Origin of the sequence: Pedobacter sp. Leaf176, assembly GCF_001424305.1 — a bacterium.
Lineage (GTDB): Bacteria > Bacteroidota > Bacteroidia > Sphingobacteriales > Sphingobacteriaceae > Pedobacter.
On record NZ_LMPD01000006.1, the window covers coordinates 149,503 to 167,772 of the forward strand.

General features: G+C 41.0%; 9 protein-coding genes and 1 tRNA gene. 8 read left to right on the forward strand and 2 right to left on the reverse strand.

Features of this window, described 5'->3' with window-relative positions:
* Window positions 1-366 precede the first annotated feature (366 nt).
* A complete protein-coding gene (gene gltB, locus ASF92_RS16735; protein WP_056095851.1) occupies window positions 367-4,866 on the forward strand; it encodes a glutamate synthase large subunit in 4,500 nt (1,499 codons plus the stop codon).
* Window positions 4,867-4,869: 3 nt separating this feature from the next.
* Complete coding sequence (locus ASF92_RS16740; protein WP_056095853.1) at window positions 4,870-6,336, forward strand: glutamate synthase subunit beta; 1,467 nt, start codon at window positions 4,870-4,872, stop codon at window positions 6,334-6,336.
* Window positions 6,337-6,659: 323 nt separating this feature from the next.
* Here ASF92_RS16740 and ASF92_RS16745 read toward each other — a convergent pair whose 3' ends face one another.
* Window positions 6,660-7,985, reverse strand: a complete 1,326-nt coding sequence (locus ASF92_RS16745) for a serine hydrolase (protein ID WP_056095856.1) — start codon at window positions 7,983-7,985, stop codon at window positions 6,660-6,662.
* A 381-nt stretch (window positions 7,986-8,366) separates the two neighbouring features.
* Here ASF92_RS16745 and ASF92_RS16750 point away from each other — a divergent pair, with 381 nt between their 5' ends.
* From ASF92_RS16750 to ASF92_RS16765, 4 genes are read left to right on the forward strand one after another with little or no spacing between them, the layout of a single operon-like run.
* Complete coding sequence (locus ASF92_RS16750; RefSeq protein WP_056095859.1) at window positions 8,367-9,116, forward strand: AraC family transcriptional regulator; 750 nt, start codon at window positions 8,367-8,369, stop codon at window positions 9,114-9,116.
* Window positions 9,117-9,144: 28 nt separating this feature from the next.
* Entirely contained in the window at window positions 9,145-10,470 is a 1,326-nt protein-coding gene (locus ASF92_RS16755) for an amidohydrolase family protein (RefSeq protein ID WP_056095862.1), read from the forward strand.
* Window positions 10,471-10,479: 9 nt separating this feature from the next.
* Window positions 10,480-11,304 (forward strand): alpha/beta fold hydrolase, encoded by an 825-nt coding sequence (locus tag ASF92_RS16760; protein ID WP_056095864.1) that lies wholly within the window; start codon window positions 10,480-10,482, stop codon window positions 11,302-11,304.
* A gap of 60 nt (window positions 11,305-11,364) precedes the next feature.
* Entirely contained in the window at window positions 11,365-11,799 is a 435-nt protein-coding gene (locus ASF92_RS16765) for a cupin domain-containing protein (protein ID WP_056095867.1), read from the forward strand.
* A gap of 1,056 nt (window positions 11,800-12,855) precedes the next feature.
* Here the strand turns inward: ASF92_RS16765 and ASF92_RS16770 are convergent.
* A tRNA-Lys gene (locus tag ASF92_RS16770) sits at window positions 12,856-12,928 on the reverse strand.
* Window positions 12,929-13,685: 757 nt separating this feature from the next.
* Between ASF92_RS16770 and ASF92_RS16775 the strand changes: the two genes are divergently transcribed.
* Together ASF92_RS16775 and ASF92_RS16780 are read left to right on the forward strand one after the other, a co-directional pair.
* A complete protein-coding gene (locus tag ASF92_RS16775) occupies window positions 13,686-16,709 on the forward strand; it encodes a SusC/RagA family TonB-linked outer membrane protein (protein WP_231729848.1) in 3,024 nt (1,007 codons plus the stop codon).
* Window positions 16,710-16,727: 18 nt separating this feature from the next.
* Entirely contained in the window at window positions 16,728-18,236 is a 1,509-nt protein-coding gene (locus ASF92_RS16780) for a RagB/SusD family nutrient uptake outer membrane protein (RefSeq protein ID WP_056095871.1), read from the forward strand.
* Window positions 18,237-18,270: the final 34 nt, after the last annotated feature.

Here is an 18,270-nt window from a genome sequence, read left to right on the forward strand (position 1 = left end):
ATGTGGTTACACAAAATTCATTTTTCTAATTTTTTAGTCATTGTGTCTATATAGCTGATTAGTAATTTAATAAAATCATTTTGCTGCTGCTTAAGGCATAAACCGATAATGAGCCGTTTTGACGCAAGCGACCAACCACGCGTTTTGCTTTTGAAAAGCTATCGAGCGATAATTAACGGCATATTTAGTTAAAATCGTTATTATTGAATTGCTAATTATTATTGTGCTTATTTATTAATCTTTTAATTTAAACCTTTAAAATTACTTATCAGGTAAAATTATTCTAAAAATCGTATCAAGTCTGTAATTTCAAGCTTTTTTTACTATCTTAGTGTTTCCTATACACTAACAACTAACGAGCAAAGAATGGAACCAAACAGTGGATTGTATGATGCGCAATTTGAACACGATGCCTGCGGCATCGGTTTTGTTGCGCACGTGAAAGGGCGAAAATCGCATCAAATCATCTCCGATGCACTTACTATTTTAGAAAATCTAGATCATAGAGGGGCATGTGGAGCAGAACCAAATACAGGCGATGGTGCCGGTATCATGATTCAGATTCCCCACGAATTTTTTTACGATGAATGTTTAAAGGCTGGTTTCAGTCTACCCGCTACGAATAATTATGGGGTAGGCATGCTGTTTATGCCTAAAGACATCCGCTCGAGGGAAGAATGCAGGGAACTTATCTACCGCGCTGCCGAAAAGCTTGGACTAGAAATTCTTGGCTTCAGGAAAGTGGCTACCGACACCACCGACATCGGCAATATGGCGCTTTCAGTTGAACCTGAAATCGAGCAGGTTTTTATCGCGCGCCCTTACGCAGTAAATGCGGGTGCCGATTTTGAACGAAAACTGTACATTTTTAAAAATTACCTGATAAAACTAATTGTTAACACGGTTCACGGGGGTAAAGACTTTTATATCGTTTCGCTTTCCGCACAGACCATCATCTATAAAGGGCAGTTAACATCGCTCCAGGTTCGAACTTATTTTACGGATTTAAGTGATAAACGAATGGTTTCGGCATTAGGCCTGGTGCATTCGCGCTTTGCTACAAATACATTCCCTTCATGGAGACTGGCTCAACCTTTCCGTTTTATCGCCCACAATGGTGAAATTAATACCCTACAGGGGAATTTAAACTGGTTCAGGGCGAGCGTTAAGTCTTTTGCTTCGGCTTATTTTACGCCTGAAGAACTTGATATGCTGCTGCCTGTAATTGATGAAACGAATTCAGATTCAGGTTGTTTAGATAACGTGATTGAATTGTTACTGCATGCTGGAAGAACACTCCCGCATGTTTTAATGATGCTTGTTCCGGAGGCCTGGGATGGTAATGAAGATATGGATCCCGTTAAAAAGGCTTTCTATGAATTTCATGCCACCTTGATGGAACCGTGGGACGGACCTGCAGCCATTGCCTTTACGGATGGTAAACTGATTGGTGCTACATTAGATCGCAACGGACTTCGTCCTTCGAGGTATGCCATTACTTCCGATGACCGGGTGATTATGGGTTCTGAAGCAGGTGCATTAGCCATAGACCAAAGTACAATCATTGAGAAAGGCCGTTTAACACCAGGAAAAATGTTTGTGGTGGATATGGAGCAAGGCCGGATTATTAGTGACGAAGAAATAAAAACGCAGGTTTGTGGCAAGAGTCCTTATGCAGACTGGATTAACCAATACCAGATTCGCCTTGAAGAATTGCCTGAACCGCGTGTAATGTTTACCGGGCTTTCCGAAGAATCTATTTTTAAATACCAGCAGGTTTTTGGCTACAGCAGGGAAGACATCGACTTATTGCTGAAACCAATGGCCATCGAAGCCAAAGAACCGATTGGATCGATGGGTACAGATACGCCATTAGCCATTTTATCGAAACGTCCGCAACACCTGTCGAATTACTTCAAACAGCTTTTTGCACAGGTAACTAACCCGCCAATCGACCCGATAAGGGAAAAAGTGGTTATGAGTCTGGCTAGTTTTATGGGTAGCAATGGAAATTTATTGGAAGAAAATCCATTACAATCGCATTGCGTAGCCATTAAACACCCGATATTAACGAATCAGGAGCTGGAAAAATTAAGAAGTATCGATACTGGTGTTTTTCAGGCGAAAACTTTACAAACCTATTTCAGGGCGGACGGGAAACCTGGTGCTATGGCTAAAGCTTTGGATCGTTTATGCAGGTATGCGGTTGATGCTGTTGAAGATGGTTTCCAGGTGATTGTTTTAACCGACAGGGCCATCGATTCTGAGCACGCGGCTATGCCATCGCTGTTAGCGGTTTCAGCAGTACACCACCATTTAATCCGTAAAGGTTATCGTGGTGCGGTTGGTATTGTTATCGAAGCCGGCGACATCTGGGAAGTGCATCATTTTGCAACTTTATTGGGCTTTGGCGTTACTGCTATTAACCCTTACCTGGCCCTGGAAACGATTAATGGTTTCCAAAGTGAATCTGGCTTATCAGCGGAACAACTTACTAAAAATTACATATATGCGGTAAATAGCGGTTTGCTTAAAATATTTTCGAAAATGGGTATTTCAACCCTGCAATCTTACCAGGGTGCACAGATTTTCGAAATTCTGGGTTTGAATAAACAAGTTGTTAATACTTATTTCACCGGAGCGGTTTCCCGTATCGGTGGATTAGGTCTGGATGAAATCGCAAAGGAAACATTAATTAAGCACCACCGCAGTTTCGGTCCGGCAACGCAAACCGAAAATTTATTACCTGCCGGAGGTACCTACAAATTCCGGCGCAGGGGGGAAGCACACTTGTTTAACCCGCAAACAATTCATTTGTTGCAAAACGCGACCCGGAAAAATGACTACAATATTTTCAAACAGTATTCCAAACTGGTAAATGAGCAAACACAACAAGCTTATACCATACGCGGTCTGTTTGAGTTTAATTATAGCCGTCCATCGGTTCCATTGCATGAAGTTGAATCGACAGAAGCTATTTTAAAAAGGTTTGCTACAGGCGCCATGTCTTTTGGTTCAATATCTCACGAAGCACATTCCACTTTAGCCATTGCCATGAACCGCATTGGCGGGAAAAGCAATACCGGTGAGGGTGGTGAAGATGAAATGCGTTATACCAAATTGCCAAATGGCGATAGCATGCGATCGGCGATTAAGCAGGTTGCATCCGCCCGGTTCGGTGTAACCAGTTACTATTTAACGAATGCCGATGAGTTGCAGATTAAGATGGCTCAGGGTGCAAAACCTGGTGAAGGTGGACAGCTGCCTGGCCACAAGGTGGATGACTGGATTGCGAAAGTTCGTCATTCTACACCTGGAGTTGGCTTAATTTCTCCTCCTCCACACCATGATATTTATTCTATTGAGGATTTAGCGCAGTTAATTTTTGATTTAAAAAATGCCAACCGTGCGGCCAGAATCAATGTCAAACTGGTTTCAAAAGCGGGAGTGGGCACCATTGCAGCAGGGGTTGCGAAAGCACATGCTGATGTGATATTGGTTTCCGGATTCGACGGTGGAACAGGTGCATCGCCACTTACTTCGATTCAACACGCAGGTTTACCATGGGAGCTTGGATTAGCGGAAGCTCATCAAACGTTGGTTAAAAATAAATTACGCAACCGGATAGTGTTGCAAACGGATGGCCAGCTAAAAACGGGTAGGGACATTGCCATAGCGGCTTTACTAGGCGCAGAAGAATTTGGTGTGGCTACCGCGGCGTTGGTTACTGCAGGCTGTATTATGATGCGTAAATGCCACTTGAATACCTGTCCGGTTGGTGTTGCAACACAAGATCCTGAATTGAGAAAACTTTTTACAGGTAATGCAGACCATGTGGTAAATTTGTTCCATTTCCTTGCAGAAGAATTACGCGAAATCATGGCTGAACTCGGGTTCAGGACGATTCATGAAATGGTAGGTCAGGCCGATATTTTAAAAGTGCGCGAATTGCCTGCTGAAGACTGGAAGCTAAAGCATTTAGATTTAACACCGATCTTATTCAAAGCAGAAGAAAACGGATTGCCATTATTTAATACAGAAAATCAGGATCACGGCTTGGCCCATGTTTTGGACCACCAGCTTATCGCTGCTGCACAACCGGCGATTGACCATAACGAACCCGTTTTTGCGAGTTTTGAGGTTAAGAACACTGATCGCGCTTTGGGAACCATGTTATCAAATGAAATATCAAAAGTACATTTGGGTGCAGGTTTACCTCCGGATACGATCAATTTTAAATTTGTTGGTTCGGCAGGTCAAAGCTTCGGTGCATTTAACACCCGTGGTGTAACCTTATCACTTGAGGGGGAAGCCAATGACTATGTTGGAAAAGGCTTATCAGGTGCAAGACTTGCGATATATCCTTTTGCAAATTCAACTTTTGTACCTGAACAGAACATTATAATCGGAAACGTGGCACTTTACGGTGCAACATCCGGTGAACTATTTGCACGTGGGAAAGCCGGCGAACGTTTCGCTGTACGCAATTCTGGTGCAACTGCAGTTGTTGAAGGCGTTGGTGACCATGGTTGTGAGTACATGACCGGTGGGGAGGTTTTGATTTTAGGAGATACGGGAAGTAATTTTGCTGCCGGAATGAGTGGCGGTATAGCCTGGATATACGATCCGAACAGAACTTTTGAGCGTAAATGCAATAAAGAAATGGTCGATTTGGATCCCTTACAGGTGGAAGATGAGGAAAGGATTCTGGCCCTGCTTAAAACCCATATTCGTTTGACAGATAGTAAAGTTGCTGAGTTTATCTTAAGCGATTGGAAAACACAGTCAAACCATTTCGTAAAAGTATTCCCTAAAGAATACAAAGCAGTTTTAAGCAGAAGAGCATCACAAGTAAAAACACACTAGGCCATGGGAAAAGTAACAGGTTTTCAGGAATATGATAGAGTTGCGCCAACCAGAGAAGCGGCCGCAACCAGAGTAAAACATTATGGGGAATTCTTAAATGAATTACCTTCAGACGAATTAAACAGACAAGCTGCACGTTGTATGGACTGTGGTGTTCCATTTTGCCAGTCGGGTTGTCCTTTAGGCAATGTAATACCGGAGTTTAACGAAGCTGTTTACCAGGCCAAATGGGAGCTGGCAGCAAATATTTTATTAAGTACCAATAACTTCCCGGAATTTACGGGAAGGATTTGTCCGGCGCCATGCGAATCGGCATGTGTATTGGGCATTAACCGGCCTCCGGTTTCTATTGAGGAAATTGAAAAGCACATCATCGAAATTGCTTTTGAGAAAGGCTATATTAAAGCGAAAGCACCGCTAATCAGAACAGGTAAAAAAGTTGCTGTAATTGGTTCAGGTCCGGCGGGCTTAGCTGCTGCTGCTCAATTAAATAAGGTTGGACATGAAGTTACAGTTTTCGAACGTGACGACGCTCCGGGTGGCTTGTTAAGGTATGGTATTCCGGATTTTAAACTTCAAAAAAATGTTGTCGACAGGCGGATTGATTTGATGAAAGAAGAAGGAATTATTTTTAGGTGCAATGCCAATGTTGGTGAAAATATTGAAATCAGCACTTTATTAAGAGATTTTAATGCTATTGTTTTAGCCGGCGGTTCAACAATTCCGAGAGACCTGACGATTCCAGGAAGGGCATCAAAAGGCGTTCATTTCGCAATGGATTTTCTTAAACAACAAAACAAACGTGTTGCGGATAGAAAATTTGATGTTGAAGATATTTTAGCAAGCGGTAAAAATGTAATTGTAATTGGTGGCGGTGATACAGGTTCGGATTGTATTGGAACGTCGAACCGCCATGGGGCAAAATCGGTGACTCAGTTTGAAATTATGCCTATGCCACCGCAGGTTCGTGATGAGCACATGCCCTGGCCGAATTACCCGATGTTGTTAAAGAATACTTCCTCACATGAAGAGGGGGCGCAGCGGGCATGGTCAGTAAATACGAAAAACTTTATCTCTGATGAAGACGGGAATTTAAAGGCACTGAAAGTTGTTGATGTGGAATGGGAAGTTGATGCCAACGGAAGACCGGTAAACTTTAAGGAAATTGCCGGAACTGAAAGAGATTTACCATGTGAACTCGTTCTTTTAGCAATGGGCTTTTTACATCCGCAAAAAGAGGGTTTAATTGAAAAATTAGGCATCGAGCTTGATAACCGGGGAAATGTAAAGGCTTCGGAGCATACTTATCAAACCAATATTGCAAAGATTTTTGCAGCAGGAGATGTTCGTCGTGGCCAGTCGCTTGTGGTTTGGGCAATTTCTGAAGGCAGGGAAGCAGCCCGTAAAGTTGACGAATATTTAATGGGAACGACTAAACTGGCATCCAGAGACGCAGTAGCCTATGCTTAGATTAGTCAACACATATGAATAAATAAATAGGGGAACAATACCCGAAAATTTAATCTGACCTCTGTAAAATAGTTAACGTTCAGATTAATTTATTGATTAATAGCGTTTTTGAAATTCAAGAGCCGCCATTCCCCAATGCCAATGTTAGTTTCAAATGGCATTGGGGATGGTTTTCGAATGGCAGCCCGTTCCCTTTGGCTTGCACGTTAAAATGAGCGACTAACCTGCTTGCTAAAGACCAGAAATATTTCAGCTATTAAGTTTTGCACTAAGCCTCAAATATAGCCTCATAATTACTATTGATGATCGGCTCACGCGAATTACTATTTCACCATCTCATATATAAAATTCTTACCTCCCTGAACTAAAATCATTTCATGCTTTATACGATCAAACTTTAGTAAAACGTCGTATTTTTCACGTTTAAAATCATTCCTGTTTACGACGTCTAGCGAAAAAGCCGGCTGGCCGCTAGCCTGAGCAATCAACGCATTACCCGACTTTGTGATCTGGATCTTTAAAGCATGGTCTTCACTTTGATAATTGCCAAGCAACTCATCCAAATCACTACTTTTAAGTTGTATAGGTATTTGATAAGGATATTTATAATATGCTTTAAGTAAGGCGAGTAAAACGTCGTTTAGCGCGTAATTCATGCCGTTCGTTGTGATGATAAATGTAGTGCCATCTTCAGGAACGATGTACATTGCGCTGTAACTCCCATAAGAGGCACCGTTATGGCCTAGCAGGACTTTTTTGTAAAAAGGGGATCTTAAGAGGCCCATTCCGAAGAAATTATTACCAGTGAAAGTTTTCATGAGATTGTAGCTCTGCATGCTAACTAACTTACCTGCAACCAGTGAGTTAATAAACAATGACAAATCTTGTGGTGTAGACAAGATATCTCCTACGCCAACAACATTTGGGAAATAAATATCTTCAACAGGAACCCAGGTTCCATTAAAAGAATAAGGTCTGGCCTCAAGGGTTTGGCTGGAGTTTGTCGTTGCTGCTATGGTACTTTTCAGTCCAATCTTGTCAATGATCCTTTGCTTCAAAGCTGCCTGATAGGTTTTGCCGCTTACCATTTCTATTATGTATCCAAGCAACAAAAAACCGCCGTTAGAATATTGCTGTTTTGCTCCTGGTTCGAAATGCGGTTTAACCTGCGCGATTTTATTCAGCAATTCTGCCTTTGTATGTGGCGCTATAATCCATTCCCGATTCTCATTTACATGGTCAGATAGGCCACTTGAATGGCTAAGCAAGTGCGCTATGGTAATTTTATCTGCATTCGGCATCTGTGGAAAAAACATGGAAAGCTTGCTCTCCAGAGCGATTTTTTTTTCCTCAATCAATTGAAAGATCATCGCCGCAGTAAAACTTTTGGTAATAGAACCAATACGATATTGTGTCTGTAACGTGGAAGCAACCTTTTTGTCACCGTCTACCTGGCTATAGCCGATAACTTTCCGATATATAGATTTACCATCCTTCGCAATCATTACGCTGCCCATTACCTGATTATTAGAAGAAACTGCATTGAAAAAGCTATCCAGTTTGACGGTATTAAGCTGCTGAGCCTGGGCGTAATCAAAAATGACACTCGATATAACGGCAACAAGGGATACAATTCTTTTATAATTCATGAGGAGACTTAGTATTTCGCACAATATAGAGTTTTATAAGCATTTCTTAAGGAATAACAGGTATCCGTTTGCTAAATGGAATTTACATTAGCCATCCCGTATCTGAACAGCCGATCGGTCGGAAACTGCTTGTCTGTAATCTGCAATTGATGCGCTGTCGGAAAAACGTCCAATCAACATTTATATTTTAATTTGAAACCAACATTTAGGTTTCCGTCAATCCCTTTTGAAAACAATTAAATGTGCGTTAATTAAAGGTGTTTATGATGCCCTAACATCTTGTTAAAACATTAAAATGAAAATTTTATATTTACAAAGGCGCCCAAGAATGCGGTATAAATCGGTATAAGGTGTTATGTACACTCATTATGAAATCAATCTATGTCCATAGAATATAAAACAGTAAAGCCTGACAAGGGAATTGCTGAGTTTGTGGAAAGTTTTTGGCTTTTGGAGAACACTTCCGATGAAGAGAAAGAATTTGTCGTAATTCCCGATGGAAGAGTGGATATCTTTTTCTGCCATTCCATTTTTGAGCAATTTCAGGTCGTTCTAATGGGGTTAGAAATACATCCTGCAATAAGAATCCTGAAGCCGAAAACGAAGTTTTTTGCAATAAGCCTCAATCTTTTGGCTATCGAATATTTGCTTAATGAGTCAATTTCCGGTTATGTAAACAAGTCGAAACCATTACCGGTTGGTTTTTGGGGGATTGCCGAAGAAGACTTAAACGATTTTGATTCATTTTGTGACAAAGCTACTGCCATCATAAAAAAACATATAAACCTTAAGATCGACGAAAGGAAAAGAAAGCTGTTTGAGATGTTGAACGCTTCACGTGGAAGCTTTTCTGTTAGAGATATATCCGAAGCCGTATGTTGGAGCAGCCGACAAATCAACCGATATTTTACCCAGCAGTTCGGTATGCCTTTAAAAACATATTGTAATATTCTTCGCTTCAAAGCCTCGCTCAGTCATTTAAAGGACGGGCATTTATATCCAGAAGAAAATTTTTCTGACCAGGCACATTTTATTAAACATGTTAAGAAATTTTCAGGGGTGGTGCCAACCGAGCTCTCTAAAAACAAAAACGACCGATTTATACAATTATCAGTGTTGGCTAAGCAATAGGTTTGTGTTGTAATTCAAAACACAACTAATGACAAAACACACGAAAAAAGCCATTATAAATACGACTATTTTCGACGGCAGAAAGATCTTAGGATTGGGAACTGTTGTTTTCGAAAATGGCAGGATCATAGAAATCTGCAAGCAACAGCCCAAAGACGCAGAGATAACCGACGGAACAGGAACAACATTAATGCCCGGCCTCATTGATGCCCATGTGCATACATCCGTTCAATTTTTAAGGGATGCCCTGAAATTTGGCATAACTACAGAGCTTGAGATGATGGGCGGATTCACTAAAAAAGGCAGGAATGCACAATTGATTGGCATTAACGACATTGCCGATGTTCGATCTGCTGGAATGGGCTTAACTGCACCAGGCGGTCATCCTGATGAGTTGATACCTAAAGGCGATGGAATCCCGGATTTTGTGCTTAAGGAAATGGAAACAATGAGCGAGGAGGAGCGGACAGCTTTCTTTGCTGCTCATGAAGCACAAAAGTTAGCTGAAGAAACCGGGCCTGACGTAACCACAGCAGCAGGAGCCATCACATTTGTCCGTGAGCAGGTGGAAAACGGTGCCGATTATATTAAAATCATGATCGAAGAAGGAACGGTGATGAATGCTCCGGGTTTACCGATGATCGATGAGGCGGTGCTAAAAGTTGCCGTAGATGAAGCCCACAAACTAGGTAAGATAGCAATTGCACATGTTTTAACGGCCGAAGCTGCAAAAACTGCGGTAAACATTGGCGTCGATGGTCTGGCACATCTATTTATTGACCGCCCGACCTGGACCGGCAAGCTCATCAATTCTATTGTAGAAAAAGGGATTTTTGTTACCCCTTGTCTGGTGTTAAATTCTTCTATTATTGGCAATCCGGCATGTGAATTAGCACATGACAAAAGGGTAGCACCCAAACTGAATGAAGATTGGAAAATGACCATGTGTTCGTGTTTCAATACCTTTCCTGCTGGCAATATGCAAGATAATTTCGATAATGTTAAAGAATTATTTGATGCTGGTGTAGACATACTTGTGGGTACCGACGTCTCTGTGCCAATGCCTCATTTAGGTGGCCTTGCCCATGGTGTTAGCGTTCATCATGAAATGCAGCTGCTTGTGGAGGCTGGTTTGAAACCAATAGATGCATTAAAATCTGCTACATCCGTAACTGCGAGAAGATTTGGATTATCAGACAGAGGAATAATTGAGGCAGGCATGCGGGCTGACCTTATCTTAGTTAAAGGTGACCCCACCACCAACATCTCTGATTCGCTGAATATAGTGGGCGTATGGAAAGAAGGGGAATCCTGTCATACCTCATCAATTAAGGCCAACAACAATTCAATTTAACGAAGAAAGATGAACAAGTTTAAAGTAAAAGACGGAACAGAAATATATTTTAAGGATTTAGGAAAAGGGCAGCCAATCTTTTTTCATCATGGCTGGCCATTGTCTTCTGATGATTGGGATGCGCAACTGATGTATTTTTTAGAGAAGGGATTTAGGGTTATTGCTCATGATAGGCGTGGGCACGGAAGATCAACCCAAACCTACCTCGGCAACAATATGGACACTTATGCTGCAGACGTAGCGGAATTATCGGCCTTCTTAAATCTTGAAGACGCCATTCACATTGGCCATTCTACGGGTGGGGGCGAAGCCATACGTTACGCAGCCAAATACGGTAAAGATCGGGTAGCTAAGGTGGTATTGATCAGCGCCATAACCCCCTGCATGATAATGAAAGAAGATAATCCAGATGGCGTTCCGAAACAGGTATTTGATGAGATCCGCTACAACACACTGCACAACAGACAACAGTTTTATCAGGATCTCACTATTCCATTTTACGGGTTCAATAGGGAAAATGCCGTTATAAAAAAAGGAATTCAGGATAACTGGTGGAGACAAGGCATGATGGGTGGAATAAAAGCACAGTACGACTGCATCGAAGTGTTTTCTGAAACCGATTTCACCCATGATCTTAAAGCTGTCGATGTACCGGTATTGATACTTCACGGTGAAGATGATCAAATCGTGCCCTATGCCACCACGGCCCAAAGAGCCATTCATCTTTTGAAAAACGGACAGCTGATCATTTACCCGGGGTTATCGCATGGCATGCCTACCATAAATGCTGAAACAATAAATAATGATATATTAAAGTTTATTACCGCTCCATAATAAATCGCAGCCGGGCAGGGGGATGCTGGTTGATTGATAGGAATTCTAAAAAAAACGAATATGAAAACATTTAAAAACTGCTTATTAAAAACAATTGCAATTTCAGGTGTCATTTTTTGTCTGGTACCAAACCAGTCAGTTGCACAACAAGTTGGAATAAAAAGAACCGAACTTCAAAGGCATAACCTCAGCACTTCTGGCCAGGAGGTCGTGCAGGTGCGCGTTGATTTTGAACCTGGTGCCGCTTTTGCAATGCACCAACACCCGGGAGAGGAAATCATTAATGTTTTGGAAGGGACATTTGAGTATGTAATTGAGGGAAGCAAAGCCCTTGTCCTTAAAGCCGGCGATGTACTGTTCATTCCAGCAGGAAAGTATCATTCCGCAAGGAATGCAGGGAATAAAAAAGCATCCGAACTAGCAACCTACATCGTACAAAAGGGGAAACCACTTGTGGTGTTGCAGGATGAAAAGGGAGCTGTGAAAAAAGACTGATAATGGAAAATCAATTTCTTAGAATACCCCGCCTCCTGGCTTATTCGGGATTTGAATTTACCCTTAGATTCTCATGGTGGTATTTCCTGTTTTTCTTGCTTTTATTGTCTTCGCATTTTTTATAGTTAAAAAGCGTCGATAATGGCGCTTTATAATCTAAAGAGGCCTGTGTAGGGATACTTGCTAGTCGTAGCGTCTCGCTACAACCCTTACTAGTCGTAGCGTCTCGCTACGACTCTCTCCGTCTCAATTATCAAAAGTCCTCCTATACTGGCCGTAAAGTTTAGCGCAGCGTCAATAAAGATATATAACAACTTATAAGCTAAATAAAAGAGTCACAGCCGCTGTTTTCTATAGCTATTGCACAGTTCCCGCAGAATGCTACGAACAGATAAGTCAACGTCATTGGTACCATTATGCCCAATGCATCCAATATTTTCGTGTATTTAATTATTAATTGCGCTCGTATGATTACGAATACAAATTGAAATTCTAAAAATCTTTCTCGCGAAAAATCTTCGTTTTAATTGATACTGGCCAAAATTGATTTGGAGAAAAAAGTGGATTTATGGCTTTTTTAAGCGCATTTTGAAACATTTTTATTCGAAACAAAAAAATGTTTCAGAGAAAAACGTTTCAAGATTTCGAAACAAATTTTCCCGAAACAAAAAAATGTTTCGAACTTTTTTGTTTCGAAAATGGTAGGGGTTCAGTCCATATTTAAGTAAAAAATAAGGGCAAAGCCCGGCCTGTTGTAAATGTAATTGTACACTCGAATTAGTACTAAAAAATATATGGCTGCCATCAGCAGGTTTAATGCACTACGAAATTCATATACCCAAATTGAAATCGTTTCTGCTGACAGCTAATTGGGGAACATCAGAATATGGTTTGCTGGTAGGATAGAAATGAAATGAATGGTTGACAAAGCAAATACTGAGCAGGCAATTTTGAATCAGTAATTCGTAATGGGAACGGCAGCACAACTAGCCAGCTTTCTAAAGCTTCCAGCAGGAATAAAAACAAAAAAACCTCACATTTCTGTGAGGTTTTTTGTGATCCCGCTGGGATTCGAACCCAGGACCACTACATTAAAAGTGTAATGCTCTACCAGCTGAGCTACGGAATCATTTCCTTTTGTTTAAGGAGGTGCAAATATAGAAATTAATTTTATTCGTGACAATGTTTTTTATAAAAATATTCTGTCTAAATTTTAAGTGCTTTTAAATGTGTTATTTAAAGTTAAAATAACATTATTTTAACGGATAGATAATTAAAGCTTAAATCATTTTCTAAAGCTATTTAGCTTCCGCTTTTTTAAAGTACAGCCTCACGTGTGGCGATTTGTTGAACAGAGGCAGAATTTCACCATCTCAAATTGAGGTCAGGTTAAGAAAACAGACCTGGCGGGCCGGCTTTACCTGATTTTTTTTCTTTAAGAAGATTAGCGCTCCATTTTGAGGATGATTGTCTATTCGAAGGTTCAACGTCTGATTACTCAGGTATCAGTTTCCTACTACAATCGCATTCTAAAATATTTGTAGTTATATAACAGGCCTATTTATGTTTTTAATAAATTATATCTTATCTTCATATTAAGAATGGCGTATTTGTGCGGATGATTTTTGCCTTTTGCACCTTCTTTTAACCAAATATTAATGGGTAGTAAGTTGATGCCGAACTTCGGCTATGGTATTTATTGCTATAGCTTGTATTTTAGGCCTTGCATTAAATTATGCACCGCAGGAAGCCGCCGGTATGGACCATATTCTTTTTAAAATAATCATAAAAAACTAAAACGAAATTCATGAAATACCAGCCACCTTAAGATTCAGCGCGATCACCTGAATAAAACTAAATTTTCTAACCAATTAAATAAATCCATTATGAACATGACTCTACCAGGCAATTGGTCTGTTTTGCCTATGAAACAGAATTTGTATGCACTGAAGAAACTTGCATTTTTTAGTTTCTTTATGGTCTTTTTGAGCACGGCTGCATTTGCGCAAACCGTGGTAAAAGGTATAATATTCGATAGTGATAAACTACCCCTGGCCGGTGCAACCCTTCAGGTCGCAGGAACAAATACTAAAACGCAAAGTGATGCGGAGGGTAAATATCAAATTACGGTACCATCACCAACATCAAGGTTAATTGTAAGTTTCGTGGGTTTTGAAACACAAACGGTAAACGTGAACAATCAAGCCCAGATTAATATAACAATGGCTTCGCTAAACGACCTGGATGCAGTGGTGGTGGTGGGGTACGCTTCGGTGAGGAAAAACGATTTAACCGGTGCCGCTACTACGGTATCGGCAAAAGATTTTAATAAAGGTCCGTTGAATGCCCCCGACCAGTTAATTCAGGGTAAAGTTGCCGGTGTACAAATGATTAACAACAGTGGCCAGCCAGGAGGGGCTTCCACTGTTAGAATTAGGGGTAATTCGGCCATTACAGGAACCGGGCAACCTCTATATGTTGTGGATGGAGTGGCTTTGGATGGTCGTTCAGCAAGGCCATCAACCAGTGCTGGTATCGGAACTGCACCAGACGGGAATCCGTTAAACTTTATTAATCCTGCAGATATCGAATCGATGGAGATTCTGAAAGATGCCTCTGCAACGGCTATATATGGTTCTCGTGCGGCTTATGGTGTGGTTTTAATCACAACGAAACGCGGTAAATCCGGCGATACGAAAATAGACTTCAGCGCTTCCGCGGGTGTGAGTAACATTGCCAGGAGAGTTGACGTTCTTTCAGGCGATGAGTATCGTGCGGCCCTATCAAAATATGGCCTAACCGCCGGAAATTTTGGTACCAGCGTGGATGCACTTGATGCGATAACGAGAACAGCCTATAATCAAAATTATTCTGTCGGCATAAGTGGTGGCGCAAACGGAAATACGTTCCGTGCTTCGTTGGGTTACCAGGATCAACAGGGTATTATCAAAACAACCGACTTCAAAAAATATTCTGCCGGCTTTAATGGAAACTTCAAATTTTTGGAAAGTAAAAAACTGGGTTTGGATGTTAATATGATTAGCAACCAGTATCTTGAAAAAATTGCACCAATTACAACTGATGCGGGTTTTACAGGAAGTTTAATTAGCCAGGCTTTATCATGGAACCCAACACAATCCTTCTATAACCCAGATGGCAGCTTATTTATAGATTACGGTTCAACCACCATAAATCCTTTAGCTGCACTGGCGGCCAATAACGATAAAACTAAAGTTTCAACAATTTTGGGAAGCGTTTCTCCTTATTATAAAATTACGCCATGGTTAGAATATCGTATGCTGGCCAGTGTTAATTACAGCACGGGCATAAGAAGAGCTTCAACAAGGAGCACTTTAAATCTTCAGGGCATACAGCCAGATGGTAATTTCTTAGGTGGATATGCCAGTTATTCGAACTCGGAATTAATAACTCAACAGTTTACTAATACTTTAAATTTTAACAAGGAAATTATAGGTAAATTAAATTTGAACGCTATTATTGGTTACGAATATTCAAATTTCATAAACAAGGGAACCGTGAATACAGCAACCGGTTTTGGCAATATTGATGCTGATTATACGGACGCTTTTCAAACTACTGCTCCGGCTAACCGTACTTTTTCAGCCTTTAACAACCCAACAACCGAATTGCAGTCTTATTTCGCAAGAGCGATTTTTAATTATGATAACAGGTACATATTAACCGCAACTTTCAGAGCGGATGGTTCTACCAAATTTGGTAAATCCAGCCGTTATGGTTATTTCCCTTCATTTGCAGCCGCATGGGATATTAAAAAAGAAGGTTTTATGGCAAGCACGGAATGGATCGACCAGTTGAAACTAAGGGTAGGTTATGGAAAAACAGGTAATCAGGATTTTCCATCAGGCTCTGCTCAACAACGTTATGATTTCGGAAACTCAAATGGTGCACCTACTTTAGTGGCCATTAACAATGCAAATCCTAACCTTAAATGGCAGTCGGATGAGCAAACTAACGTAGGTGTTGATTTTGGATTCTTTAAAAACAGACTTACAGGTTCTGTGGATTATTTCCATAAAAAAACAAATGATTTATTGTTTCCACAAATTTCATTTGTACCGGCAGTTGGCGGAAATGTGCCAACCTGGGTGAATTTACCTGGCCAGATCATCAATAAAGGTTTGGAATTAACCATAAACGGAAACATTATAGAGACTGATAACATTTCCTGGTCTTTAGGCGGTAATGCAACTTTTATAAAAAACAAAGTTCAAAACATTACTGGTATAATTAAAACAGGTTCATTAAATGGGCAGGGTTTAAGTGGTGTTACAACCGAAGTAATTCAAAACGGATTGCCATTATTCGCTATGGTGACCAGGGAATATAAAGGATTGGATGCGAATGGATTCTCTATTTATACGGATGATGGCTTTACAAATTACTATGTTGGTAATCCAAATCCAAAAGTGATTATGGGCTTGAGTACAAACTTGAGGTACAAAAAACTGTCATTTACCGCAAACTTTAATGGTGCTTTCGGGCAAGACATTTACAACAATACGGCAAACTCTGTTCTGGCAATTTCCAACCTGGGTACAAGAAATATTTCTTCTGCTTTAATGAATCTGCCTGTTGCTGAATCATTGGCAAACCCGATTGCCGCTTCGTCGAGATACATTGAAAAAGGCGATTACCTGAAACTGGCTAATGCAACATTAAATTACAACATCGGTAACATTGGCAAATCAATAAAATCGTTAAACATTTATGTTAACGGTCAAAATCTATTTGTAATTACGAATTATACTGGTTTCGATCCTGAGGTTAATGTAAACAAAGGGGTAAGCGGTGTACCGTCTGCAGGGATAGATTATACAGCTTATCCAACTGCGAGAACGTTCAATTTTGGTGTTAATTTTTCTCTTTAATATTTAAAAAATACAAACATGAAAAATAAATATATTATCGGTTTTGCTGTGGTGGCCTTAAGTTTTTCGGCTTGTACCAAGCTGGATGAAGACCTAAACGGCCAGGTGAGCAGCGCGGGTGTGAGTGGCGGAAATGTTTCGAGTTTATTAGGCGCAACTTATGCCGCAATGATAGGCCCTTATCAGGCGCCATGGAACTGGTCGGCGTTGCAGGAAGTAACAACAGATGAATTAATTGTTCCGACACGTGCGGGAGACTGGGATGATAACGGAGCCTGGCGTTCGTTGCACCTGCACAAATGGGCGCCTGATCATTCGCGAATTTCTGATGTTTTCAGAGATTTAAATAGTATTTCTTATGTTGCTACCAGCGTTTTAGGCGCTAGCCCGACGCCAGCTCAGGCTGCCCAGGCCAGATTTTTACGTGCTTTTGCGCAGTTTTCAATTTTAGATGGTTGGGGACAGGTTCCTTATAGAGATGCTGGAGAAGACGTTACCAAACCATCGCGTGTTAGAAATGCGGCCGATGAAGTAGCTTATTTAATCGCTGAACTGACGGCAATTATTCCTGATTTACCTGCTGGTCCGGCAAATGTGGCGAATAAAAATGCTGCTAAAACACTTTTAATGAAAGTTTACCTAAACAAGGGGGCTTTTTTAAACCGTGCTGCGCCAACTTTCGATGCTGCAGATATGGCTAAAGTAATTAGCTTGGCTGATGAGATTTCGACCAGTGGCTATGTGTTGAGCGCAAACTACTTCGATAATTTTGCGCCTACAAATGATGTGATTTCAAAAGAAAACATTTTTACGGCTCAAAATATAGGAGGCGCATCGGGCAGCGACTTAGATGGTCAATGGAAATGCACCACGCACTATAATCAAAATCCTAATGGTTATAATGGTTTTTCTTCACTTTCCAACTTCTATGACAAATTCGAAGCGGGCGATAAAAGAAGGAGCGTGGCTTATACCGGACAAACAAATATTTCGGGCATCAGGGTGGGTTTTCTTGTTGGCCAGCAGTTTGACCAGAATGGCGTGGCTTTAAAAGACAGAAAAGGTAACCCCTTGGCATTTACACCAGAGGTTGCCATCATCGAGCGCGATCCAAACCACCTTGAAGTTGCAGGTATTCGTGTAATTAAATATCCGATTGATTATGCCAATACGGGGTCGAGGAAACCGGATAACGACTGGGTTTATTTCCGTTACTCGGATGTTTTGTTAATGAAAGCTGAAGCCCAGCTAAGAACATCGCAAACAGCTCAGGCACTAACATTGGTAAATTCATTAAGAACGGTTAGGGGTGCATCCGTTTTAACTGCCTTAACTTTGGATGTTTTATTAGATGAACGCGGTCGTGAACTTTACTGGGAAAGTTTCAGACGACAGGATTTAATCCGTTTCGGGAAATACCTTGCGGCCTGGCAGGAAAAACCAGCCAGTGAAGCTAAATATTTGGTATTCCCAATTCCTGATAATCAGCTTGGTAATCCAAACCTGGTTCAAAACCCGGGTTATTAATTCTTAAACGTGAAGCCGGAGGCTGTAATTGATG